Raw genomic sequence first — 23,690 nt, 5'->3', positions numbered from 1 at the left:
GCCAGAGTGACAGCCTCTTTTGCCGGTAACGTTCATTCCGTGGAAGTGACAATTAATTTATGTTTCATGGAGCCTGCTTCAACACTTTCCACATGGTAACCTAGCTTTTTTATACTATTAACGGCTGGAACGTAATGTACTCCTTTGTAGGTAATTACATTTGAAACCTTCTCGTTCCATATTAGCCCTTTGTCTTTGACCTGCAATTCTGAGCCCTTCATAGTCCATAATAAGCCAGCTGTAGAGCAAAAATCCTCTAAGGGCATATAAACAGAGTTTTGATATTGAAAAGATCCTTGCTTTGTATAGCGCACAAATTCTCCATTAAAAATAATTTGCACGGGATCCTGAAGGGTGATTAAATCTTTTATATCAGACGCATATATTGAAGACTGAAAAGGGTTTGTCCAACTTGAAGTAACTACTTCTCCCTTTTGCATCGTAAAAATTCCAGTTGGGATATGGAGATACCGAACTGTTTCTTTTGTTGGCTGGCCAGTACGATAAGTAATCTTGAGTAAATCATCATTAAACCATTCAATAGTATTAATCGTAAGCCTTAAAGGGGATTGAATTACTTTTGTCACTCCCGCAACTTGAGTATCATAGATAACAAAGCGAACATCTTTATAACCATCAAATGACGTCTTTCCATTGAGAACAGTTTCCTCACCAAGAATATATTTGAGGTTCGGTGATAGGTACTCTTGTACTCTTCCCTGCATTTGATTTAGTTCGGTTTTCTTTCCATCTTGCAGGATATAGGTCTCTGACTTTGAGGGTTTAAAAGAAAACAGTTTTTGTATTTGTAAATTCTTCTTTTTGGTTGGCCAGATATTATTATTGCTGTTTAACCATGCACCGCTGGTATAGTTGGATCCAATGAACTTGACTGTAGACATCGTATGGTCCTCTTGAATACGTTTAAGTGTTTGGAGGTTCTTGCTCCAGCTTATCTCTATATAGGGATCCCCATCATAAATTGGGGCAGAGAGCTTATATTGATTATCAACAAAATCATTGTGGTTGAAGATTTTGAGAAAACCATTACTCAATTTTGTATTTGATCGAATTGAGTACACCTCCTCTCCGCGGCTTCTTGTATAGGTCCTATAGATATCATTTGCTTCGAATCGTATTCCCGTTCCTTTGGGGAAAGATTGTATTTTAGATACAATTTCGGTTATTGGGTTAAAGGTGAGCACCCCACTATCCATTGATGTTTCATCTGCATATACGGCCGCCATTCCAGTGGGCAATGTCCGCATGTACGCATACCCATAATGATTCCATTTGTTATCGCGAACTCGAAATCCGGAGTTTGGGTCTCGGATTTCCCCAACCATGTTCCCTTTGAGAGATTCCCCGACTTTTAAGGTGGAAAAATCCTTTGAAAATCTATAGGTTTTCCGGTAATGCTCGCCTGACTCAAACGACACTGTGTCCACATCAATATAAGGACTATCAAACCAGACAAGGGTTCTTTTTTTGCTTTCTGCAGTATCTGCAGCAGCTAGAGCAACAACACCTGTCATAATGAAAATCAAAACAGCAAAAAGAAAAATAAAGTGATATTTGTACTTGTTCAACATGCTCCCTCTTTCTTAAAAGAATGACATATAATTAATATCGGTGTTTAGAAATAAGTTTCTAGAGGACACGACCTAGGGAAACGGTATATAGCGGTCCATCCATGCTATATCAATCAGACGTTACTTTAGTTCATTATTTCCTTCTAATGAATTAGCTTCTGACGAACTTTTATGGTTGACTAAGTATCGATCCTTGACACCTAGGGATAAAAAATAGGTTCAAGCTATCATAGACTTAAAATATACAATGGACTTCAAGTTTAATATTCCCTATTTAATATTCAAAACTAACTATCTACCATCTAAACTCGGTACGACTCCAGACCGAGTTTTTTTTGTTAAAATTTGGGAATCCCGTGGTACTATAGGACTACCGAATAAAGGAGGCTCTAAAATGCTCGATCCACTTATCTCACTTGCATTCACGCTACAAAGTAAAAAGGGGGCATACGCTCTCATGCTTGGTTCGGGTATCTCGCGTTCATCCGGGATCCCTACAGGCTGGGAAATCACGATGCAATTAGCTACCCAAGCAGCTACTTTAGATGGGGATGATTCTAATGATCCCGTTAACTGGTACAGGACTAAATTTGGTGGGGATCCGGACTATGGGGAACTTCTGAATATGTTATACAAAGCCCCTAGTTAACAAATGCTAAAGTTAGAAAAGGCAACTTCCCCCACATTGGAAGATAGCGTTACTGATTCTTCTGATCTCTGAAGTAATTCTACCGGCCAATAGATCATAAGTATCTCTTTTTCGGGCATCTTTTCAATTTCAACCGGGATCAATACATTATCAATTATCTCATCGGTATCAATGCTCTCATTAATAATTTTTCCACCAATCTGTTCACACCATTTTATGAACTTAAAAATTGGTCCTTGATCTGGCAGCAAAACGATTGCTCACGAATGGAACCGGCATTCAAGCAAATCGCCGCTGGATTCAGCAGTTCATTCAGTCGAGTGAGAACCCGGGGATATATCTGGCCGAAGGGGAAGTTGTGATTGATTGCTGCGTCGATCCGGACCGGAAAAAGCCGGCTTGGAATAGCTGGAGATTAGGCTCCTTTTAGACCGCTAAAGGTAGCTTTATATGGACAAGTCTTAGAAAGAATAGCAATGAGGGGTGGCTTGGATACAATAAAACTGTCATCCATCTCCAATCAAAGGTGTGGTCTCGTCCCAGCGCAATCGGATCCCCGTACCGTCGATCGCTGACAAGACAGACCTGGCCAACGAGTACCGGCAGCGGACGAGAAGGCGGCCGGTGACAAAAACAGCGGGAAGCCGAGGAGAGACAGCTGGCGAAGAATGTGCTTTTGTTTATTGAAGTACTAATATGTATTCGTAAAAAGGAGTAATTGGAAAATGAAAGTAGTAATAAGGAACAATATATTATCATTTACATTTTATTTAATAATACAAATAGCAGGAAACTTTTTGTTGATAAAGTGTCCAAATCAGTTTAAATATGCAATAATTATTTCTATAATGTTAATATATATATTTATAGGTTTTACTCTTTTGAGTAACGGAAAGTCGTCAATATATGATTTATTTGCAGTTTTCTTGATATATACCATTGGATTTTTTATTTGGTTATTGTGTCTCTATTCTTTTTTGAAATACAGTTCCGTGACCGATCGGTATGGAGGAATAAATGGTCTGGATAATTTAGTATGGTTATTTTATATGTACTTCAACATATTATCAAATTTCTTTTATATCGATACAGAATATCTCCCATTAATCTTATTTTTTATTAATTTTCTCCCTGCCTCTTTATTTATAATTGGGTTATTTTTAAAAAATATAAAAATGAAAATACCATAAAATGATCTCTCGCTTTAGGCATATCTATTTGATAACTCCTGTAATTGTATATAACTAAATCTTATAATTTTTATTTTTGATAAAAATAATTACTGAAACATTTAAGGGTAATGGCGGCCCTGGAGCGTCTCGACGTCGAGCGGCTGGAGAAGAAGCGCTTTATATGGATGAATTTCATTAAGATACTTCTTAAAACCTTGAAAAACACTATCATCTACATGTCCTTCCTCATAAAATTGCATGTAGAGTGGGAACCAATTAAAATGTGCAGGTACGGGGCGGTCGAGTTTGTCTAAATACCCTTCAAGATCATCTAAATATCGCAACTCAGGGATTGCGTGCTTGATATCTCCATAGAACTCCGCTTTGCTTTCTACATTAATTAATTCCTCAACTACATTCAATATTCGAGAAAGGAAATCAAACGGGTCGAAACACTCTGGTATGTTTGTAAACTCGCTTTTATCAAGTAGTTCCTCACAATAGAATTTTCTAATCTCAGATACTATTTCGCTATCTGTAAAGGTAACTCCACACTCGTAATTGTTATTGCTTCCAAAACTAAAATTAGCAGACCCAATGAATTGTCAGCAATAAAAAGCTTCGAATGATTCGTTTTTAGTTCAGCACACAACACAAAGTTTTTAAATATCTCTTCAATCTCTAATGTATCCTCTTCAGAAAATGTCATTTTTGAATATAACAAATTAACACGCAGCCCTAAATTAGCAAGTTTTGAAAGCTCTTTGTAAAAACTTCTCTCATATTTGTCTCGGAAATTAAAGTTGTATGTTGCAATATAGATAGCTTTTGTTTCCCTACAGCAGTTATGTAAAAGTTCACTCCAGAAGTTTGAATCCTTAAAGAAGATAACTTTACCATCTTTAAACGGGATTTCTTTCCTCATCGTGGTATCTCCCCAATAGTTAGATATTCGCCGCTGCAAAATTCTCTGATAACCTACCTCAATTATGATTAAACCGGCCATCATAGATGACCGGTTTAATCATAATTTTCTTATACTATTCTATTCTTAGCACTACGACCGAACTGCACAATCGTATATAAACTACCAGCCACCGATAAACCAAGTAATAAACCTTTAGCAAAGTCGATCACCGGAACTTCATAATGCGAGATGAGCGAGTAAACCACTAACAAGATTAGGCTAACCATTGGGATAAGATTCTTCATATTGGATTCATCCTCCTCGCAAGTTTAAATCGTTACTTTTGAAAAACGACATAATACCGCAAATCAAAAAATACGTTTATCGCCACTTACTTATTCTCGATGGCACTTGGATCAGGAGTGAAGAAATCCAGAAAAATCAAGGGAAATATCAGAAGACACTATTATTTAGACGACATTAATACACAAACCCACCGCCAAAATACCATCAAGCTTCCGCCATTATTAAATAAAGTTTACACCAGGTTCGATAAGCTCTAGATTTTATAAGCCTTCATCGCTTTACGCAGCTCCTTGATGCTGGGACGCTTGCCATAGAGCAGGACGCCAGTGCGGTAGATCTTGGCGGACAGCCAGCCGAACACGTAGATGCTGACCAGCATGATGCCGAGCGAGACGAGCACCTCCCATGTCGCCACATGGCCTACGCCTACTCTCAGAACCATGACATACGGCGAGAAGAACGGAATGAACGAAGTGGCCTTGACCAGCATGCTGTCGGGATTCGCCAGATTGAAGATGCCCAGATAGAATCCGGCGAGCGATACGAAGGTGAGCGGCATGACCGCCTGGCCGAGATCCTCGGTACGGCTGACCAGGGAGCCGACAGCCGCGTACAGCGTCGCGAACAGGAAGTATCCGGTCAGGTAGAACAGGAGCGCGAAGGTCAGAAGGTCGGGACTGACGTCGCCGAGATGGATATCCAGATTGCCGAGCGCTTCCCGGTTGGTCGGGATCTGGATGTTGATGAGCACTGCCGCCACGTAGATCGCGATCTGGAGCAGGCCGACCAGGAACATGCCGAATATTTTGCCGAACATGCTGTTCAGCGGAGACACGCTCGTAATCAGCACTTCCATGATGCGGGAGCTCTTCTCCGTCGTCACTTCGCTGGCGATGACCTGGCCCGTCGCCATGATCGACATGAAGAGCAGGAACAGGACCGCATAGACCATGCCCATGTTGACGCCTTGCTGGGAAGCCGTGCGGCCGGCATCCTCTGCGGTTCCGTCGGCCGAGATCTGCAGCGCCTTCACGTCGACCGGCGCATACAGCAGCGTCTTCTGCTCAGCCGTAAGTCCAGCCGCATTCGCCTTGACGATCTGCAGCGCGATTTTCAATTGTTCGACCGAGGAATTGTCGAGCATCTTCTCGGACTTGAATAGAGCGGAGTAGAAGCCGGTCTCCTTGCTGGGCTCCAGCAGCATGTAACCGCTGATCTTCCCGTCGCTCAATGCTTTCTTGAGAGCGGCTTCCGCCGAGGCCGCGCTCGCTCCTCCATCGATCTTCTCCAGCCTCAGCTTCTGCTGCCCTGCCGGCTGGGAGTCGAAATATTCCTTGACCCATTCGCCGACGAGAGTCGGGGTCACGCTGCTTTGGGCCAGGTCGCTCTGCATGGAGGCGTACCCGATCGTCTTCGGGCTGTCCGAGCCGCCGGACTTGAACAGCGAGATGATGTAGGGAAGGTTGATGGCCAGCGATAGAATAAGGACCAGGATGAGTGTCGTGATGAGGAAGGCTTTGCCTTTGACCTTGTTGCGGAACGTAAAGCCGGTGACCGTCCAGAACTCATTCATGATTTTCACCTACCGTTTTAATAAAGATTTCGTTCAAAGTCGGTTCCATGATCTCGAAACGGGTGACGTCGCTCTGATTCATCGCATGCCGCAGAACCGCGCGTCCGGAAGCTTCGTCCGCGATCCGCAGCTCGTAGGCATGCTCATGCCGCTTGACGCCGAGAACGCCCGGCAGCTCCTCCAATCCGGCGACCTCTCCATCCGCTGCCAGCATGACTCTCTCTTTCGGAAAACGGTTCTTGATCTCCTTGAGGCTGCCCTTGAGCACCTCGTTCGAGCGATGCAGAATCGTAATGTTGCGGCATAGCTCCTCGACATGCTCCATCCGGTGCGTCGAGAACAGAATGGATGCTCCCTGGTCGCGGAGCTCCTTGACGGTCGATTTCAGCAGCTCGACGTTGACCGGATCGAGTCCGCTGAACGCTTCGTCAAGAATCATCAGCTTCGGCCTATGGATGATCGTCGCGATGAATTGGATCTTCTGCTGGTTGCCCTTGGACAGCTCTTCCACGCGTTTGTCATAATATTCCGGCACGCCGAAGCGCTCAAGCCACATCTTGAGGCTTTTGTCGGCGTCGGCCGCCGACATTCCTTTCAGCCGGGCAAGGTATACAAGCTGCTCGCTGACCTTGACCTTCGGATAGAGGCCTCGCTCCTCCGGCAGGTAGCCGATGTCCCTGAGCTGCTGCTTCGTGTACGGCTTGCCGTTGTACAGGATTCGGCCCTCGTCGGGAAAGATCAGCCCGAGCACCATTCGCATCGTCGTCGTTTTGCCCGCGCCGTTGGCGCCGAGCAAGCCGTAGATCTCTCCGCTGTCCACCTCCAGGCTGATGCCGTTGACGGCGGTTTTGTCTGCATATTGCTTGACGACTCGTTCCACAATGAGCGGTTTCACTTCTTGTTTCCCCCTGTTCGTCTAATCTTGTCTTCTTTGCGAGGTCCTCTTATCTCTTGTGCCGGATCAGATGGTCCAGGATATCGTCCAGCTCCAGCGCTTTCTGGCCGCTGACCGGATAGCCCTGCCGGCGGCACCATTGCTCCGCCTCCCATGCGCAGGAGGTGACTACGCGGCAGGTGCCTCCTCCAGTCTCCTCGACCCGGACGATTCCGGGCATTTCAGCGGCTGCGAGGGCTGTGTCGGCCGGCGAAGCGCCTTCTGGCGCCGATATATAGAACGTATGCCAGGATCCGAGCAGTTCATCCTTCTCATACATGCCGATGATCCGGCCGGAGTCCATGATCGCGATATAGTCGGCCAGCCGCTTCACCTCGTCGATGATATGGGTAGCCATGACGATCGTCCGGCTGCCTCCGTCCATGTACCGATGAAGCTCGTCGACCATCGTACGCCAGGCCAGCGGATCCAGACCCGATGAAGGCTCGTCGAGCAGCAGCAGCTCCGGACCGTGCGCCATGGCGAGAGCCAATTCGTATTTGCGGCGCATTCCTTTGGACATTTTCCCCAGGCGCAGCGAAGGATCCACCTCGAATTGCCTGAGCATTCTCTCGAATTCATTGCGATCCCATCCGGGATACCACTGACGGACGAAGTCCGCCTTGGCCGTGCCCCGCAGCCTGCCGTCGAGCTTGTCGTCTTCTTCCGGGACGTAGCCGATCCTGCGCTTGAGCTCCGTATCATCCGCCCCCTTGCCGACCTGTTCGCCCAGCATCGTGATCTCCCCTGCATCGGGGCGAGCTTGGTCAAGCAGCAGCCGGAAGGTGGAGCTTTTGCCGCAGCCGTTGGGACCGACAATCGCGGTCACGCAGCCTGCCGGAAGCTCCAGATCCAGGGGACCTAGCCGGAACCGGCTGCGGTTCAGCAGCACGCCCGAGAAGCTTGCGGCTGAAGCGCTTCCATCGGCGGCCTGCTGCGGCCCGCTTCCCACAGCCTCCTTCACATTCTGAACAGCTGTACTCACCCGGTTTCCCTCCGATCGGTTCGTCATGTCATCTTCCTCCGCTCCAGCTCTTCGCGCAGCAAGCTCTCCAGCTCGGCACGGCCGAGGCCTGCACCTGCTCCAGCGTCCACCGCAGCCGAGATGGCCGTCTCTACGGCCTCCAGCCGCTGCTTGGCGCCTGCTTCAACATCAACCTTGGCGACGAAGGTGCCTGTTCCCTGCTTCGTACGGAGCAAGCCCTCCGCCTCCAAATCCTGATAGACCCTGCGGATCGTGATGAGGCTGCATTGCAGATTCTGGGCAAGCTCGCGGTTGGAGGGCAGCAGCGTATTCTCCTCCAGCTGGCCGCTCATGATCAGCGTCCTGAGCTGGGATTCAATCTGGTGGTACAGCGGCTCGGCGCTATGCTCGTTGATATGAATGGGTAGCCGCACGGCTGCACCCCCTTAAGTTGAAAAATTCTTGGCCGGTCAACCCAGCAGGTTGCGGCGGCTGAGCCGCCTGGCCATCTGCCCGATCGTGCCGGCGAAGCTGAGCGCGGCGGCCGCCAGCATGATGATCGCCCAAGTCCAATTTCCCTCTTGCACGGCTTGCAATTGGTGGTTGACCAGCGCAATGCGGTTGAAGGACAAAAAGATTGCAACGGCTAGAATGAAAACCATGATGACAACGCAGAACCAGAAGTAGGCTTTCCCTCCAAGCCCCATCTCCAGAAAAGCATAAACGCAGCCGATTGCAATGCCGTATCCGAACCATTGCAGGCCGAAATTCAAAAATTGCAGCGGAGTCAGAAATTCATGATAAACAAGGACATATTGGGCTCCGAAGTAGATCAGCAGCATGGGCGTGAATATCGTTGCCATCGTCAGAAGGCGTCCGACGGCGATCTGCCGATAGCTGATCGGCAGCAGCCTGATCCGCGCGATCTTGCGGGCGATATGGGCCTGCTTCCAGTTGCCGATGGTCGTCATGTTCATGAAGAAGCCAAGGACCGGTATGATTGCCAGCATGATGAAGTCGATCGCCCATGCGCTCGATTCGGCTTGCCCGGCATCCCGGAGCTGCATGATTAGCGGAGTGGTCGTCACGATGAAGTAAAACAGCATCGCAATATTGAATAGCCACCCGAACCCGATCGACATCCAGTCGTATTTGACAAGCAGCTTAGCGCCTTGCCAGGTGCTCAAGAGCGTTCCTCCTCCCCACACCGTGTTTATACAGTGTGTATACTGTGTATATCTTTATATACACTATATACACTGATTCCAGTTTTAGTCAATACTTAAATTTGGAACGGACTTGCATTCCCCGATACGTTCCAAAATTGGTACCATCTCGCTTTGCAGTCATCCAGCCACATACAAAACCATCAAGATGACAAACTAACCTTATCTAACTTATAGGGAGGAATAGAGCTTGAATCAGCCAACATTAGGGGCGTTCCTGTTCAGCTGCCTGAGCCGAGCCGGGATTTCCAACATATTCGGCGTTCCAGGCGATTATAATTTCAGCATCCTGGACGAGCTTGGCCGCCATCCCGAGCTGACCTTCATCGGCTGCAGGAACGAGCTGAACGCCGGTTATGCCGCCGACGCTTTCGCCCGCTTGAAGGGCATGTCCGCCCTGCTCACCACCTTCGGGGTCGGCGAGCTCAGCGCCTGCAACGCCATCGCCGGCTCGAACAGCGAATCCATTCCGGTGGTGCACATCGTCGGCTCTCCTCCTTCTATGGATCAGTCCGCTCATAAACTCATGCATCATTCCCTGATGGACGGGAATTTCGAAACGTTCCGAAAGGTTTATGAATCCTTGACCGCCTATGCCGCGTCCATCACCCTGGAGAACGCCTCGTATGAAATTCCTAAAGCTCTGCACATTGCCCAGACTCAAAAAAAGCCGGTGTATCTGACCATCCCCGACGACCTGATAAGCAAGCCGATTCAGGCGCATATAGAATCATGGCCCGCTCCGGCAACAACTCCATCCTCCCTCGCAGAGGCGGCGGCCCATGCGGGCCAGCTGCTGAAGGGAAGCAGCCGCACGGTGCTGCTGACCGATGTGAAGGTGATGCGATACGGCTTGGAGAATGCCGTCCAGCTTCTGGCGGAAAAGCTTCATCTTCCCGCAGCGTCCATGGTGTACGGAAAAGGCTCGTTCGACGAGAGCCATCCCAACTATATCGGCATGTACTCCGCTGGATGCGGCGAGGAATCCGTCCGCCAAGCCGTTGAAAATGCGGATTGCATCATCGCTGTCGGTCTGGTCTGGGCCGACACCAACACGGCCAGCTTCACGGCCAAGCTGGACTTTGCGAAGACGATTCAAATCAACCCGGACAACGTCCGGATCGGAGCGGCCATGTATGCAGGCATACAAGCCCGAGATATGATCGATGCTCTCATGCAGCTCCAGATCGTACAGGCCGCTCCCCTTCCCGCTGCGACCTTTCCCTATGATCTTCCACAGGGACAGCCGGATGATGACCTGGCGGCAGCCAATTACTATCCGCTGTTCCAGCAATTCATCCAGGAAGGCGATGTCCTCGTCGTGGAGACCGGCACCTTGTTCGACGGGATGTCCCAGTTGAAGCTGCCCCGGAACGTCACCTACGTGGCGCAAGGGGGATGGCAAGCCATCGGCTATGCCACTCCCGCCGCCTTCGGAGCATGCATCGCCGTACCGGACCGGAGGGTGCTGCTGTTCACAGGCGACGGCTCCATCCATCTGACGGCTCAGGAGATTAGCTCCATGCTGGAGCATCAGTGCAAGCCGATCCTGTTCATCCTGAACAACGGCCTGTACGTTGTGGAAAATTATTTGAATGTCAACGCGGTCAATCCCGGTTATAACGTCATTCCCAAGTGGGACTTCGCCAAGCTGCCGGAAGCATTCGGCGGAGACGCCTTCACCGCGACCGCCAGAACCGTCGCCGAGCTCCGCGATGCCATGAAGCAGGCGGAATCGGAATGCCGTTCCCGGCTGTGCATGATCGAGCTCATACCCGGCAACCCTATGGATGCTCCGCCTTTCCTTGTGAAAACCAGAGCCATTCTTGAAGAGCAAAAAATGAACCGTTGACCAAGAAAAAAACCAGTCTGCCCGGTCAAGCTCCGGACAGACTGGTTTTTTTGTATGCATGCAAGCGGCCATGATCGTTCCGCCGCCTCGATATATTCGGCTGTAGCCTCTTCCTGGCTAACGATGCCGCCTCACGGCCATCCTTCATTCCGCTGCCAGCAGGGCGTTGACTTCCGCGACCGTCGGCAGCGCAGCGATCGCGCCAGCGCGCGTCGTCGTTATCGCTGCGGCTGCATTGGCGAACGCGAGCAGCTCTTTCGCCGTCTTCGCCTGGATGCCGCCGAGAAAGGCCGATTGGCGCTGAATGCCGTACAGCAGCGAGCCGATGAAGGCATCTCCTGCGCCTGTCGTATCGATGACGCTTACGGCATGGCCCGGAACTTCGACGCGGAAGTCCTTGGACAGCCACGTCGCTCCTGCCGGGCCGCGGGTATAGATGACATGCCTGACATCGCCGGTGAACAGAGACTTCAGCGCTTCGTCCTCATCGGAGATGCCGGTAATGAACGTCAGCTCCTCGTCCGAGATCTTCACGAGATGAGCCATCGGGAGGAACTCCAGAATAGCCTGACGGCATTGTTCCGGGCTGTTCCACAACGGCAGCCTTACATTGGGATCGAAGCTGACGATTCCCCCGGCTTCGCGGCATCTGGAAATCGCTTCAATGTGCGCGTATTTGACTGGCGCTTCGATAAGGTCTACCGAGCAGAAATGCAGGAGATCTCCTGGCTTGAACCAGTCTCCGATCTCGTCCCTCTCCAGCAGCATGTCCGCGCTCGGATTGCGGTAAAAGCTGAAATCGCGGTTGCCGTCCGCCTTCAGGCTGACGAAAGCCATCGCAGTATTCGCTTCCCGCGTCCTGAGCACCCTGGTTATGTCTACTCCGGCTTCCGCAAGCGTCTCCACCAGGAAATCGCCGAAGGCATCCTCGCCAAGCTTGCCGATGAACGCGCTGCTGCCGCCAAGCCGCGACACCGCGCTGGCGACATTGGCCGGAGCCCCTCCCGCCGCTCGGCTGAATCCGCTGACTGCCTTCAGCTCCACGCCTCTCTGATCCGGAATCCAGTCAATAAGGGCTTCCCCGATCGTAAATACCGTCGACATCCGCATCCTCCTCGGTCATTCGGCTTACCAGCCGAAAATAACGTGAAATACTGGCTTCGTGTGTCCGCCCGGATACATGAGGTACAGCAAAATGTATACGGCGGTTCCCGTAATGGCCGTAATGAACCAGATGACCGACGTGAAGCGCCCGATCCGCCGGTGGCGCGCGAACTTCTGCTTATAGCCGAGAACGATCGTCGTAATGCCGAAGACGGCGGCCACCGTGGCAAGCACGATATGAAACAGCAGGAATACGAGATAGTACGGCTTGAGGCTGTCCGGACCACCCCAGTCGGTGTTGCCGATGACAAGCGTTCTGGACGTATAGATGATGAAGAAGATCAGGGCGGCGACCGCCCCGGCAAGCATCATTTTTTTGTGCGATTCCAGGCGGCGCTTGATGGCCAGATTCCAGCCGATCGCGACCAGAATCGCGCTCAGTACGATGAAAAAGGTGCTGATGGTCGGAAAAATCGTGTACTTGTCCAAGCTGATCCCCACTCCAATCCGAAAATAACCGCGAAGCAATCGCGAGGTTTAAACCGTTCCCGCCGGTCCCGTCCCGCGCAGATCCCCATCCGACTCCGCATTTTCCTGACGGTACCACTGCGAGAAAATGTAAGCCAGAATGCAGCCGTACATGATTTCCTGAACAAGCTTCATGAGAATGCCGCCCAGCTGCTGATCCTCTGCGGGAGCCATCAGATTGAAGAAAGCCGGCCCCTGGAACTGGCTGAGCAGCTGCTGGGTGTTGCCGGCGACGCAGTAATTCATCGCCTTCGCCCATACGCTCGGATCGTTGTAGACGGCATACATCGGCTCCCCTGCGAAAATAATGAGAGCGCAGGCCGGAGTCAGCAGCACGCCGCTGGCGAATACGTACGCCATCTTGCGCAAACCGTTGAGCCGGCTCCATTCCGGCACCGGGCAGGTGATCTGCCACCACATCATCATCGCTGTGACGAGCAGCACGAAATAGTAGAACTCATGCAGCAAATAGTTGGTCATGATGTAATCATGCGCTGCGGGGATGTGATAGAAGGAGAACAGCAAATTAAACAGCACAAGCGTGAAGATCGGATTCATGTACGCGCTGAACCGCTTCCAGAAAGGCTTGCCGAAAGTGAATCTCCATACATAAGCCGGAATGCCCAAAATGATGAGCGGAGGAGCGATGAGATAGGAAATCGACATATTGGCCATATGAAAGGTGAACATGAGATGGCCCAGCAGATTCATCGGGCCGCCTTGGGCTATGTACAGCAGCACGATTCCCGAGACGGCCATGACCTGCTGCCATCGCGTTGCCCGGCGTTCTTCAGGGAAATGCTTCAGCCTCCATGGGCCGATGATATAGAAATATCCGATCAGCAAAGCAATCGTCAGGAACAGCAGCCAGGGACTCCAGAGAGCGCGGAAGCTGAAATATTCAAGTCCGAGCATGAAGCGGTCTCCTTTCTTTCGGCCGCGCTTGCGGCCCGCTGCATCCGGCCATTAGCAGCATGGCAGCGGACACGGATAAGCTAAGCTTACTTGATTGGCGACGTCAAAGCAAAAGGCAATATTGAGAACTTCTTCCTCGTCGGGCGCCGGACGGAAAGATTATTCCGAAGACATAGAAACAACAAAAGAGGAGGTCTCTTAGACTCTCCCCTTTCGTTCAGGTATAGATGAACCGGTTTACCACCAGGTCCAGAATTCCGCCATGATGACGATCGTGAACACAACGAACACGCCGGAAAGGATGCCTACGATCGGGAACAGATGTCCCCGGTCCTTCATGTGCATCCAGAAGCCCATCTGGATGATGACCTGCATGATCGCCATGATGATGAGCAGGATGTAGATGAAGGAGGTGTTGATCTCGCCGCCGATGACGGTGGCGAAGGCAACGAGCGTTAGGAGCATCGAGAAGATGTAAGCGACGATATGCTTCTTGGGGCCTTCGTGCTTGTGGCGCTTGGCCGGTTCTTCGGAATGGGTCGTATGGTTAGCCATTCGTTACCCCACCTTTCCCATCAAATAAACGACGGTGAAGATGAATACCCAAACGACGTCGATAAAGTGCCAGTACATGCCGGCGACATATACCTTCGGCGCGGTGACGACCGTCAGGCCCTTGCGGTAAACTTGGCCGATCAGCAGCGAGATCCACACGACGCCGAGCGCGACGTGGGCTCCGTGGAAGCCGACCAGCGTGTAGAAGGAAGAACTGAAGGCGCTGGTGCTGAACTGATGGCCCTCATGCGTGTACTCGATGAACTCGTAGACCTCGAGGCCGAGGAAGGCAAGGCCGAGCACGACGGTTACGATCAGCCAGTTCTGCATCGCCTTCACTTGGCCGCGATGCATCGCCTGGATGGCGAACACGCTCGTCAAGCTGGACGTCAGCAGGATGACGGTAGCAATCGCCACCGTGGCCAGCTTGAACAGCTCTTGAGAAGTCGGGTTGCCGTCGCCGACCTGGTCGCGCAGCGCCAGGAAGGCGGAGAAGAGGGTGCCGAACAGCACCGTCTCTCCTCCAAGGAACAGCCAGAATCCGAGAACCTTGTTGCGTCCTTCGAGGGTCGCGCGTTCCGGTTCATGAGGCAGCTTGCCGTCTAGATGCGAATGTGCGCTCATGCCTTAACCCCCTTGCCCGTAATTTCTTCCGGCTCGATATGGAAGCCGTGATCGTCCTTCAGCGAGCGGACGACCATGCATCCCAGCGTGATCGCGAGGCCTAGGCCAGCGACGATATGGTTGCCGAAGATGTTGGAGACAAATGCATTGTTCCAGTCGTTCTTCGCGTACAGGAATCCGAAGCCGGCGATGAACAGGCCGACGGACATCAGGAACGGAAGGATCGATGGGCTCGGCATGTGGATCGGGCCGATCGGCTCCGCAGGCGACATGCCCTCGTTGCCGTCCATCTTCTCTTTCCACAGAGCGTCGTATCCGCGGACGAGCGGAGTCTGGGCGAAGTTGTATTCAGGAGCCGGGGACGGGATCGACCATTCCAGCGTGCGGCCGTCTTCCCACGGATCGTTGCCTGCGTTTTTCGGCTTGGCAGCCGTGACGATGATGTTGATGATGAAGAAGATCGTACCGAGGCCCATCAGGAAGGCGCCGATCGTACTGATCAGGTTCATCGTGTTGAAGCCCATTCCGTCCAGATACGTCCAGATCCGGCGGGGCATGCCCATGAGGCCGAGGAAATGCTGGACGAAGAACGTCAGATGGAAGCCGATGAAGAAGGTCCAGAACGTCAGCTTGCCGATGAACTCGTTCAGCGCGCGGCCGAACATCTTCGGCCACCAGTAATGCAGGCCGGCGAACAGGCCGAGCACGAGGCCGCCTACGATGACGTAATGGAAGTGGGCAACGACGAAGTAGCTGTCATGATACTGGAAGTCGGCTGGAGCCGCGGCCAGCATGACGCCGGTCACGCCGCCCATGACGAACGTCGGAACGAAGCCGACGGCGAACAGGTTGGCGGAGGTGAAGCGGATTGAGCCGCCCCACATCGTGAAGATCCAGTTGAAGATCTTGATTCCGGTCGGAACCGCGATCAGCATCGTTGCGATGGAGAACAGCGCATTCGCTACCGGTCCCAGGCCGACCGTGAACATATGGTGGGCCCATACCATGAAGCCGAGGAAGCCGATCAGGACGGTGGCGAATACCATCGAGCTGTAACCGAACAGCCGCTTGCGCGAGAAGGTGCTGATGACTTCGGATATGACCCCGAAAGCCGGGAGAATCAGGATGTAAACCTCCGGGTGACCGAAGATCCAGAAGATATGCTCCCATAGGACGGTGTTGCCGCCGCCCGCAACTTCGAAGAAGTTGGCTTCGAACAGCCGGTCGAACATAAGCGCGACCAGGCCGACGGTAAGGGCCGGGAAGGCGAACAGGATCAGGGCTGAGGTGATGAATGCCGTCCAGGTGAACATCGGCATCCTCATGAAGCTCATGCCCGGAGCGCGCATGTTGATGATCGTGACCAGGAAGTTGATGCCGCCGACCAGAGTGCCGATACCGGCGATCTGGAGGCCGAGAACGTAGAAGTCGACGCCTTTGTCTACATTATACGTAGGGCTTGCGAGAGGGACGTAGGATGTCCAGCCCGCATCCGGAACCGTGCCGGCCAGCCAGCTGATGTTGAGCAGCAGGCCGCCGAAGAAGAACGTCCAGAAGCCAAGGGAGTTGACGAACGGGAAGGCGACGTCGCGCGCGCCGATCTGCAGCGGCACGATCGCGTTCATGAGCGCGAAGATGACGGGCATCGCCGCGAGGAAGATCATCGTCGTGCCGTGCATCGTGAGCAGCTCGTTGTACGTGTCCGCGCCGACGAAGTTGTTGAGCGGCTTCCAAAGCTGAACCCGGATCAGCAGCGCCTCGAGGCCGCCGATCAGGAAGAAGAATCCGCCGGCAATCAAATACAGAATGCCGATTTTTTTGTGGTCCACAGTCGTCAGCCAGTCCATGAGACCGGTATGGCGCTTGACCGGATGTGCGTGAGCCAAGGCTGGTACCCCCTTCAATACCGATAGGTGAATGCTACTTCTGCTTGTATTCGGACAGATACTTGGCGATGCCGTCGATCTGTTCCTTAGTCAGGTCAACCTTCGGCATGGAGTTGCCCGGCTTAACCGCTTGCGGATCGGAGATCCACCGTTTCAGGTTGTCGTAAGTCGAGCCTTCGTTCTTATACTTCGGATCGTCCGTGTTGACCAGGATGCCGCCGATCGTCTCACGGTCTCCGATGTTGGTCAGGTTCGGATACAGCTGCAGGCCTTTGTCGCCTACCGCGTGGCAGGTGAGGCATTGCTTCTGGAACACGTCGCTGATGGCCGCATCGGCCGGCAGCTGTCCAGGCTCCTTCATTCCCGCTACCCAGCGGTCGAAGGAATCGCTGCTGACGGACTTCACCTTGAAGTCCATGAGAGCATGGGAAGGTCCGCACAGCTCGGCGCATTTGCCGAGGTAGACTCCGTCATGCTTGGAGCTGAAGTACATTTTATTGACGTTGCTTCCCGGGTTCGTATCGATCTTGCCGGCAAGCGATGGAATCCAGAACGAGTGGATGACGTCCGCGGATTTGGCGGAGATGGAGATCGTCTTGCCAGTCGGAATCATCAGTTCCTGAGCGGTCTTGATGCCGTACTGCGGGTATTCGAACTCCCACCAGTATTGATGGCCGGTCACGATGACCTGTACGGCGTTGTCGTCCTTGGAATAGTCCTTGGCCAGGCCGAATACCGACTGGACCGTAGGGACGCCAAGAATCAGAAGGAGAACGATCGGAATGACGGTCCAGATGATCTCGAGCTTGTGGTTGCCTTCCACTTGTACCGGAACCTTGTTGTCTCCGGGACGACGGCGGAATTTAACGATTACATAGAAGGATAGTGCGAAAACAACCACGATAACGAGCACCATGATCGTGATGGTGAGCTTCATCAGATTGAATTGTTCGAGCGCCACCGGACCCTGCGGCCTCAGCGTGGACAAGTCGGCTCGTCCGCATGCCGATAGGAACAGAGCCATTCCTGCGAGCAACGGCAGGAGACGTCGTGCAAGATGCCACCGTTTCATCATTCATCAACCCCACTTTTGACGTTTTCGGCATTTGCCCAAGCAAAAACGGAGAACCGCCGGAAGGCAGTCATCCGTTTACGGAACGATTGTAGGAGTTGGAAAACCACCCGGATTCATCCGGTGAAACGCTTTCTCTTCCTTATGTACGTCTTGAGGCAAATGCTTCATGCACAGCTGTAAAAATGGCAACTCCTGCATGTCAATTACTTTATTAAATATAAAGTTGAAGCCCCTAATTGTCAATGTTCCACAGAGAGTTCACAAATTGTTCTCAAAGCTGTCAAAAAGAGCTTCGGACGCCGAGAAAGGCTTCCAATTCATGGATTGCACACCTTTCCTCCTTATCATTATCCACCAAACCCATGGTCAATTATGTATAGGTTCGGGACCGCATATTTACCCCTCCGCGGCGAATCCTAAAGGCACTCGCCACAAACGAAAGGGGAGGCTCACTTCATGAGACAGCCATCACGCGTACTTGCTTCCGCCCTGATCTTATCCTTGCTGCTCGGCGGCTGCAGCTACAAGCAGCATGTCCAGAACAGCGACCAGAATTACGGCACGCGCCAGAAGAACGATCCCAAAATGCAAGGAAGCCGGATGTACGGAACGCTCGGCACCGATTCCACCCAGCACCATAACCGCTTCTTCGAATACAGCTCGCAGCTCTCGCGCGACGTCACCCGCCTCAACGGAATTGGGCAAGCCATCGTCATGCTGACCGACAAGAACGCCTATGTGGGCATCGTGCTCGACGGAACGGCAACCCATGCGGTCCGCAGCGGCAGCAAGGTCATCCGCGAGCAGAACAACGGCGGCTGGATGGAGGGCGTCTACAACCATCAGACCGGCAGCGACAAATGGGATAACCGTCAGCTCGTCACGCCATACAATTCGTATTTCTCCGTCAACGACCACAACGAGCTCTCGAGCAAGCTGAAGCAGACGATCGCCGTGCGAGTCCGCAAGCTTGCCCCCTCGGTCCAGGAGGTCCACATTACGGCCAATCGCGATCTGGTGAACCAGTTCGTCGAGTACTCCCGCGAATCCTGGGCCGGCAGCGATCTGAGCCCTTATGTGGAGCCGTTCAACATTTTGGTGCAGAAGCATTTTGCCGGCGGCAACGAAATGCCCGTTCCTCTGCAGATCATCAAGCAGAAGGCCGACAAGAACGGAGGGAAGGCGATCATCGGCAAATACAGCGGCTCCGATCCGGAGACCGGAAGCTTCGGCAATCCCGGCGACGCGGGCGGCGCCAGCCAGAATCGCTGACAAGCTTCTATATAAATAGAACCAATACGGGGAGCGTCACTTCAGCTCCGGCTGCGCGAGGCGGATGACTTGATCCAGCTGGCGCGATCCGGACAGAAGGGCCTCCCTTTCTTCGTCGGTGCGGGCGAAGTGGCCGAACTGATCCAGATCCGCCTTGGCCTGCTGGAGCGTTGCGAGCAGCTGCTGTCTGGGCGTAAGGCTGTTCGGTTCAAGCGAGCCGTCCAGAGAACCCGTTTGCACCGTCAGCTGCTTCTTGGCGTCGACCTGCGCCAGGAACACGTTTTCCGGCTTCACCTTGAGCTTGGCCAGCTCATGGCGCAGCCAATCCTCATCCAACCCCGTCTCTTTCAGCTGATCCTGCAGCACATGACCGTCCATCATGACGGTTTTCGTCTCCTGCTCTCTCGACATTTTCCAGCCCAGCATGGAAGGCGTCAGCGGCTGGTTTTCCTTTTTGAGCAGCGCGTTGATCTCCCCGCTCTTTTCCATGACGGCAAATTCGATCTCGGAAACCTTGAATATGCTCTTTTTTCGCAGCTGTTCGAGAAGCTCGTCGAGCGTCAGCCTTTCCTTGAATAAGTTCTTCTCGAGAATAGAACCGTTCTTGATGAGCACGGTTCCTTTTCCGTCGACAAAACCGCCGAGAGCCCGGCTCTTCATGGTGGCAAATTCCATGCCGATCGACACAAGCGACCACGTACCGATCGCGATAAACCCCAAATACCATGTCTTAGCGGTGTCCATGGAGATATAGCCGGCGATATTGCCGATGGATATGCCCGTTATGTACTCGAACAACGACAACTGGGAGATTTGGCGTTTGCCGAGCAGCTTCGTTACGATAAACATGACCACCACCGAGCTGAGCGTGCGCAGCATGATTTCCAGCCATTGCGGCATTGTTGGACTCCTCCCTTCTGTATCTTTCCTAGGTTGTCCAGAGAATACGGAAAAATGCGTCAAAAAAGGATTGCACCGAAAGCATGCGATGTTATATGATGTTCTTCCGCTCTCTTACGCATTTCACCTTATTTGGAAGATATCCCATTATCTGAAGGATCGAGGTGCCTCATGCTTTTCTATGCGCTGTCGCGCGCCAGCTTCAACCGCAACCTGCAATACCGCGCATCCCATCTGCTTCACAACGTTGCCAGCGCCTTGTTCGGCTTCATTTATCTGTCGATATGGACCGGGATCGGCGAGACCAAGGATCTCGGAATCTACGGGCTCTCCGGGCTTGTGTCCTACGTCGCCCTCAACCAGTGCCTCTTATGGGTGACGTCCTTCACCTCCAACGGCCTCGGAATTCCGCAGCTCGTACGTACCGGAGCGATCGCGACCGAGCTCGTCAGGCCGGTGCACTTGTTCTACCAGCTCATGTGCAGGGAATGGGGACAGCTTGCTTACCAGGCTATCTACAAAAGCTTGCCGATCTACATCGTCTACCTGTTCGCCGTTCCGCTCCGCCTCCCTGCCCTGCCTGCCGCCGCTGCCTCTGCGGCTGCCGTCGTCTGCGCGGCCTACCTCTCCATCTGCGTCCATTATCTCATCGGCGCAGCCGCGCTCTGGACAACGGAATCAGCTTGGTTCCAGTGGCTTAACTACGCTTTCTCCACTCTTCTGTCCGGCTTCCTGATCCCGATCGAATGGCTGCCCGGCTGGATGGGATGGATCAGCCGCTGGTCCTTCTACCCGAGCCTCAGCTACATACCAAGCCGGATTTATCTCGGCTATGACGGCATTGCCGCGATCTGTCCGTCGCTGGTCTGGTGCATTGTGCTCACCCTCGTCTGTCTGGCTGTCACCAGCTTCATGAGGCGCAAGGTGGAGGTGCAGGGCGGATGAACCGAGCCGAATGGAACCGATTCGCGACCATGTACCGCCTTCTGATCCGTTCCAGCTTCCGGAGCCGGATGCAGTATTCATTCAACTTCTGGGTCGGAATTGCCGCCGCCGCCATGATCAATGCGGTAGAGTTCGCCCTTCTTGCCGTCGTGCTGAACCGCTTCGGCACGATCGAGGGATGGAGCATCGCGGAATCCGGCTATTTGTACGCCGTGCTCACTTTGTCCAAGGCGCTGTACCGCAGCTTCGCCTCGGATGTCCATCACCTCGAGAAGTATCTCGTCAGCGGCGATCTCGACGGGCTGCTGCTGCGTCCGGCTCCCGTCCTCCTCATCCTGATGGCCCAGAACTTCTCGCCAAGATTCGGCGAGACGCTGCTCGGCGTCTCCATGCTCGCCATCTCGCTCGGAGCTATCTTCGAAGGCAGGCCCGGCATCTGGACTGCAATCCCGCTGACGGTTGTCGCTATCACGGCAGGAGCCGTCCTGATGTTCGGCATCGGGCTGCTCACTGCTTCAGCCGGGTTCTGGCTGACCCGGATCGAAGCTCTACAGGTGCTGACCGAAGACGCCGCGCGCACCGCCGCCCAATATCCGCTCACCATTTATCCCGGCTGGCTGCAAGGGCTGCTTACCGGTCTTATTCCGGTTGCCTTCATTAATTATATGCCTGCTCTCTACATCATCCGCGGCACCCATGGCGCCTGGACGCTCGGACTCAGCGTCGGTGTAGCGGCAGCAATGCTCCTCTTGTCCCTCCAGCTGTGGAAATTCGGCCTGTCGCGCTATCAAAGCACCGGCTCGTGACGAAAGGAGAATGAACATGATCGAAGCGATCGGACTTACCAAGGAATTCCGGGTGCCGGATCCGGAAGCATCGGTCAAGCGTCGCGGCTTGTTCCGCCGGCGGTCCATTCCGAAGCAGGCCGTATCGGATATGAGCTTCTCGATTTCCGAAGGCGAATTCGCCGGATTCATCGGCCCGAACGGAGCCGGCAAATCCACGACCATCAAAATGCTTTCGGGAATTCTGCATCCCACCCAAGGAGAAGTCATGCTGGGGGGAATCAATCCTCACCGCAAGCGCAAGGAAGCCGCGCGCACGCTCGGCGTGCTGTTCGGGCAGCGTACGCAGCTGTGGTGGGACTTGCCGCTGCGCGATTCCTACGATATCCTGGCGGCTATGTACGGCTTGACCCCGCAGCGGAAAAAAAACCGGATCGAAGAGCTTGAGAACTTGCTGCGCCTGTCGGATTTCATGGACACGCCGGTGCGCAAGCTGTCGCTCGGCCAGCGGATGAGAGGCGATCTGGCGGCGGCGATGCTGCATGAGCCGTCCATCCTCATTCTGGATGAACCGACGATCGGCCTCGATGCCGCGTCCAAGCGGGACATCCGTTCTCTCCTGCGCGATATTAATGAGAGGATGCGGACGACCATCCTGCTAACGACCCATGATATGGACGATATCGAGCAGCTGTGCAGCCGGGTGCTCGTCATCAGCAGCGGCAAGCTCGACTATGACGGCGGCATCGCGCAGCTGCGGGCCCGCATCGGGCTGCCCGCCGTCATGGAGGTGACCTTCCGGCAGGCGGAGAGCGCCGCGGCCGCGGCCGAGCAGCTTCGAAGCCTGTGCGTAAGCGCCCCGGCGGCAGGCGGACTTTCCCGTCCCGAGCCGCCTTCCCCAGCCGCTGCCGGCATCCGCATGAAATCCCTTGAAGACCGCACGCTCGTCCTTGAATGCGACCTGGAGACGTCAAGCAGCGTCCAGGTGCTTCGGGAGCTTGAAAAATACGGCGAGCTGGAGGATATCCGGATGAGGGAACCGGAATTCGAGGATGTCGTCCATAAGCTGTACTAGCGCGGAAGGAAATGATGAAAAGGCGCCAAGCAGGCCGGAAACCGGCCTGCTTGGCGCCTTTTCGGGCTTAAAACCAGCTGAGGACAGGCTTAAACCGATATGAGAGGTTTCTCATTTTTTTCTCACAAAAGGGGAAAAAGCCGCATGAAATCTAGTTCTTAGGTCTCAGAGGAAAGGGTTGGCAGTTTTCAGCTGTGGTATGGTGTTTATGCGGAACTGATCAGCCGCTCCAATACTTCCACAAGAAGAGAGGAATCATACATCATGACATACAACTTCAACCAACTTACAAAAAAAATCGCAGCTGCTGCGCTTGCACTTAGCATCGCCATTTCCGGAGGCGCCCTCCTGTCGACACCGAAAGCAGAGGCGGCAACCGCATCGGCTTCCTCGAAAGCCACGACCGTCATCAATGCCGCCAAAGCGCAGATGGGCACTCCATACAAATTCGGCGCTTCGACCAGCACGACCAAGTACTTCGACTGCTCCAGCTTGATGAAGTACGCCTACAAGAAAGCAGGCGTCACGCTTCCCCGTACGTCCAATGCACAATCCAAGGTCGGCAAATACGTCTCCAAAAGCAACCTTAAGCCCGGGGATCTCGTCTTCTTCTACTCCCCTGTATCGCATGTCGGCATGTACATCGGCGGCGGCAAAATCGTCCACACGTATGGCAAGCCGGGCGTCACGACCGATACCATCAACTCCGGCTGGTGGAAGAACCACTACAACACGGCTCGCCGCGTCCTCTAGGACAAGCTCGGCTGCTGCCGGATCGATCAGCTCCCTTCGGGGAGCTTTTTTCGTCTGCCCGGAGGAAATGCGGCGGAATCACAATGCGCATAGAAGCA

24 protein-coding genes are annotated in these 23,690 nt (G+C 53.2%); 7 read left to right on the top strand and 17 right to left on the bottom strand.

All coding sequences use genetic code 11. The features are described from left to right. Positions 1–32: 32 nt before the first annotated feature. Positions 33–1,592 carry a hypothetical protein gene (locus AC06G8_RS04630; RefSeq protein ID WP_480284533.1) on the bottom strand — a complete coding sequence of 520 codons (1,560 nt, stop codon included), beginning with the start codon at positions 1,590–1,592 and terminating at the stop codon, positions 33–35. A 394-nt stretch (positions 1,593–1,986) separates the two neighbouring features. On the opposite strand from AC06G8_RS04630, the gene AC06G8_RS04625 reads away from it, so the two are divergent. After that, positions 1,987–2,241: a hypothetical protein gene (locus AC06G8_RS04625; RefSeq protein ID WP_480284532.1), complete on the top strand. Its 255-nt coding sequence runs from the start codon at positions 1,987–1,989 to the stop codon at positions 2,239–2,241. Here the strand turns inward: AC06G8_RS04625 and AC06G8_RS04620 are convergent. The 8 genes from AC06G8_RS04620 to AC06G8_RS04585 all read right to left on the bottom strand — a co-directional run bounded on the left by AC06G8_RS04620 (position 2,238) and on the right by AC06G8_RS04585 (position 9,284). Next, complete coding sequence (locus tag AC06G8_RS04620; RefSeq protein ID WP_480284531.1) at positions 2,238–2,492, bottom strand: hypothetical protein; 255 nt, start codon at positions 2,490–2,492, stop codon at positions 2,238–2,240. The two genes, AC06G8_RS04625 and AC06G8_RS04620, sit on opposite strands and share 4 nt — an antisense overlap. A 1,444-nt stretch (positions 2,493–3,936) precedes the next feature. Further along, positions 3,937–4,338 (bottom strand): hypothetical protein, encoded by a 402-nt coding sequence (locus AC06G8_RS04615; RefSeq protein WP_480284530.1) that lies wholly within the window; start codon positions 4,336–4,338, stop codon positions 3,937–3,939. 110 nt (positions 4,339–4,448) lie between these two features. Continuing rightward, a complete protein-coding gene (locus AC06G8_RS04610; protein WP_480284529.1) occupies positions 4,449–4,625 on the bottom strand; it encodes a hypothetical protein in 177 nt (58 codons plus the stop codon). A gap of 254 nt (positions 4,626–4,879) precedes the next feature. Beyond that, a complete protein-coding gene (locus AC06G8_RS04605) occupies positions 4,880–6,199 on the bottom strand; it encodes an ABC transporter permease (RefSeq protein ID WP_480284528.1) in 1,320 nt (439 codons plus the stop codon). After that, positions 6,192–7,094, bottom strand: coding sequence for an ABC transporter ATP-binding protein (locus AC06G8_RS04600; protein ID WP_480284527.1), 903 nt, complete (start codon positions 7,092–7,094; stop codon positions 6,192–6,194). Before AC06G8_RS04600 ends, AC06G8_RS04605 begins: the two co-directional genes overlap by 8 nt. 49 nt (positions 7,095–7,143) lie before the next feature. After that, a complete protein-coding gene (locus AC06G8_RS04595; protein WP_480284526.1) occupies positions 7,144–8,145 on the bottom strand; it encodes an ABC transporter ATP-binding protein in 1,002 nt (333 codons plus the stop codon). Next, on the bottom strand, positions 8,142–8,531 hold the full coding sequence (locus AC06G8_RS04590; protein ID WP_480284525.1) for a GntR family transcriptional regulator: 390 nt from the start codon (positions 8,529–8,531) through the stop codon (positions 8,142–8,144). The genes AC06G8_RS04595 and AC06G8_RS04590 overlap by 4 nt, the downstream gene beginning before the upstream one ends. Before the next feature lie 36 nt (positions 8,532–8,567). Further along, positions 8,568–9,284, bottom strand: a complete 717-nt coding sequence (locus AC06G8_RS04585) for a hypothetical protein (RefSeq protein ID WP_480284524.1) — start codon at positions 9,282–9,284, stop codon at positions 8,568–8,570. A gap of 229 nt (positions 9,285–9,513) precedes the next feature. Here AC06G8_RS04585 and AC06G8_RS04580 point away from each other — a divergent pair, with 229 nt between their 5' ends. Further along, positions 9,514–11,175: an alpha-keto acid decarboxylase family protein gene (locus tag AC06G8_RS04580; RefSeq protein ID WP_480284523.1), complete on the top strand. Its 1,662-nt coding sequence runs from the start codon at positions 9,514–9,516 to the stop codon at positions 11,173–11,175. 144 nt (positions 11,176–11,319) lie between these two features. Here the strand turns inward: AC06G8_RS04580 and AC06G8_RS04575 are convergent, their stop codons facing one another. The 7 genes from AC06G8_RS04575 to coxB all read right to left on the bottom strand — a co-directional run bounded on the left by AC06G8_RS04575 (position 11,320) and on the right by coxB (position 17,862). Continuing rightward, entirely contained in the window at positions 11,320–12,279 is a 960-nt protein-coding gene (locus AC06G8_RS04575) for a carbohydrate kinase family protein (RefSeq protein WP_480284522.1), read from the bottom strand. A gap of 24 nt (positions 12,280–12,303) precedes the next feature. Further along, positions 12,304–12,768, bottom strand: coding sequence for a DUF420 domain-containing protein (locus AC06G8_RS04570; protein ID WP_048745272.1), 465 nt, complete (start codon positions 12,766–12,768; stop codon positions 12,304–12,306). 48 nt (positions 12,769–12,816) lie between these two features. Then, entirely contained in the window at positions 12,817–13,722 is a 906-nt protein-coding gene (gene ctaG, locus AC06G8_RS04565; protein WP_480284521.1) for a cytochrome c oxidase assembly factor CtaG, read from the bottom strand. 237 nt (positions 13,723–13,959) lie between these two features. After that, a complete protein-coding gene (locus AC06G8_RS04560) occupies positions 13,960–14,277 on the bottom strand; it encodes a cytochrome C oxidase subunit IV family protein (RefSeq protein ID WP_076358834.1) in 318 nt (105 codons plus the stop codon). 3 nt (positions 14,278–14,280) lie between these two features. Beyond that, a complete protein-coding gene (locus AC06G8_RS04555) occupies positions 14,281–14,901 on the bottom strand; it encodes a cytochrome (ubi)quinol oxidase subunit III (RefSeq protein WP_021878464.1) in 621 nt (206 codons plus the stop codon). After that, the gene (gene ctaD, locus AC06G8_RS04550; RefSeq protein ID WP_480284520.1) at positions 14,898–16,787 is read right to left on the bottom strand and encodes a cytochrome c oxidase subunit I; all 1,890 of its coding nucleotides are present in this window, start codon (positions 16,785–16,787) and stop codon (positions 14,898–14,900) included. The genes AC06G8_RS04555 and ctaD overlap by 4 nt, the downstream gene beginning before the upstream one ends. A 34-nt stretch (positions 16,788–16,821) precedes the next feature. Further along, entirely contained in the window at positions 16,822–17,862 is a 1,041-nt protein-coding gene (gene coxB / locus AC06G8_RS04545) for a cytochrome c oxidase subunit II (RefSeq protein ID WP_048745275.1), read from the bottom strand. Between the two features lie 456 nt (positions 17,863–18,318). On the opposite strand from coxB, the gene AC06G8_RS04540 reads away from it, so the two are divergent. Continuing rightward, positions 18,319–19,134 (top strand): YhcN/YlaJ family sporulation lipoprotein, encoded by an 816-nt coding sequence (locus AC06G8_RS04540; protein WP_480284519.1) that lies wholly within the window; start codon positions 18,319–18,321, stop codon positions 19,132–19,134. Positions 19,135–19,170: 36 nt separating this feature from the next. Here AC06G8_RS04540 and AC06G8_RS04535 read toward each other — a convergent pair whose 3' ends face one another. Continuing rightward, entirely contained in the window at positions 19,171–20,034 is an 864-nt protein-coding gene (locus tag AC06G8_RS04535) for a DUF421 domain-containing protein (RefSeq protein ID WP_480284518.1), read from the bottom strand. Between the two features lie 171 nt (positions 20,035–20,205). Between AC06G8_RS04535 and AC06G8_RS04530 the strand changes: the two genes are divergently transcribed. The 4 genes from AC06G8_RS04530 to AC06G8_RS04515 all read left to right on the top strand — a co-directional run bounded on the left by AC06G8_RS04530 (position 20,206) and on the right by AC06G8_RS04515 (position 23,592). Continuing rightward, positions 20,206–20,979, top strand: a complete 774-nt coding sequence (locus AC06G8_RS04530; RefSeq protein WP_447662525.1) for an ABC transporter permease — start codon at positions 20,206–20,208, stop codon at positions 20,977–20,979. Then, on the top strand, positions 20,976–21,785 hold the full coding sequence (locus AC06G8_RS04525) for an ABC transporter permease (protein ID WP_480284517.1): 810 nt from the start codon (positions 20,976–20,978) through the stop codon (positions 21,783–21,785). Before AC06G8_RS04530 ends, AC06G8_RS04525 begins: the two co-directional genes overlap by 4 nt. A gap of 16 nt (positions 21,786–21,801) precedes the next feature. After that, positions 21,802–22,839 carry an ABC transporter ATP-binding protein gene (locus AC06G8_RS04520; RefSeq protein ID WP_480284516.1) on the top strand — a complete coding sequence of 346 codons (1,038 nt, stop codon included), beginning with the start codon at positions 21,802–21,804 and terminating at the stop codon, positions 22,837–22,839. Between the two features lie 264 nt (positions 22,840–23,103). Continuing rightward, complete coding sequence (locus tag AC06G8_RS04515) at positions 23,104–23,592, top strand: C40 family peptidase (protein WP_480284515.1); 489 nt, start codon at positions 23,104–23,106, stop codon at positions 23,590–23,592. Positions 23,593–23,690: the final 98 nt, after the last annotated feature.

It is taken from the genome of Paenibacillus sp. SJS-P3 (genome assembly GCF_056711585.1).
The sequence above is the reverse complement of the archived record's forward strand: the minus strand, read 5'-3'. Positions and strand labels throughout refer to the sequence as shown.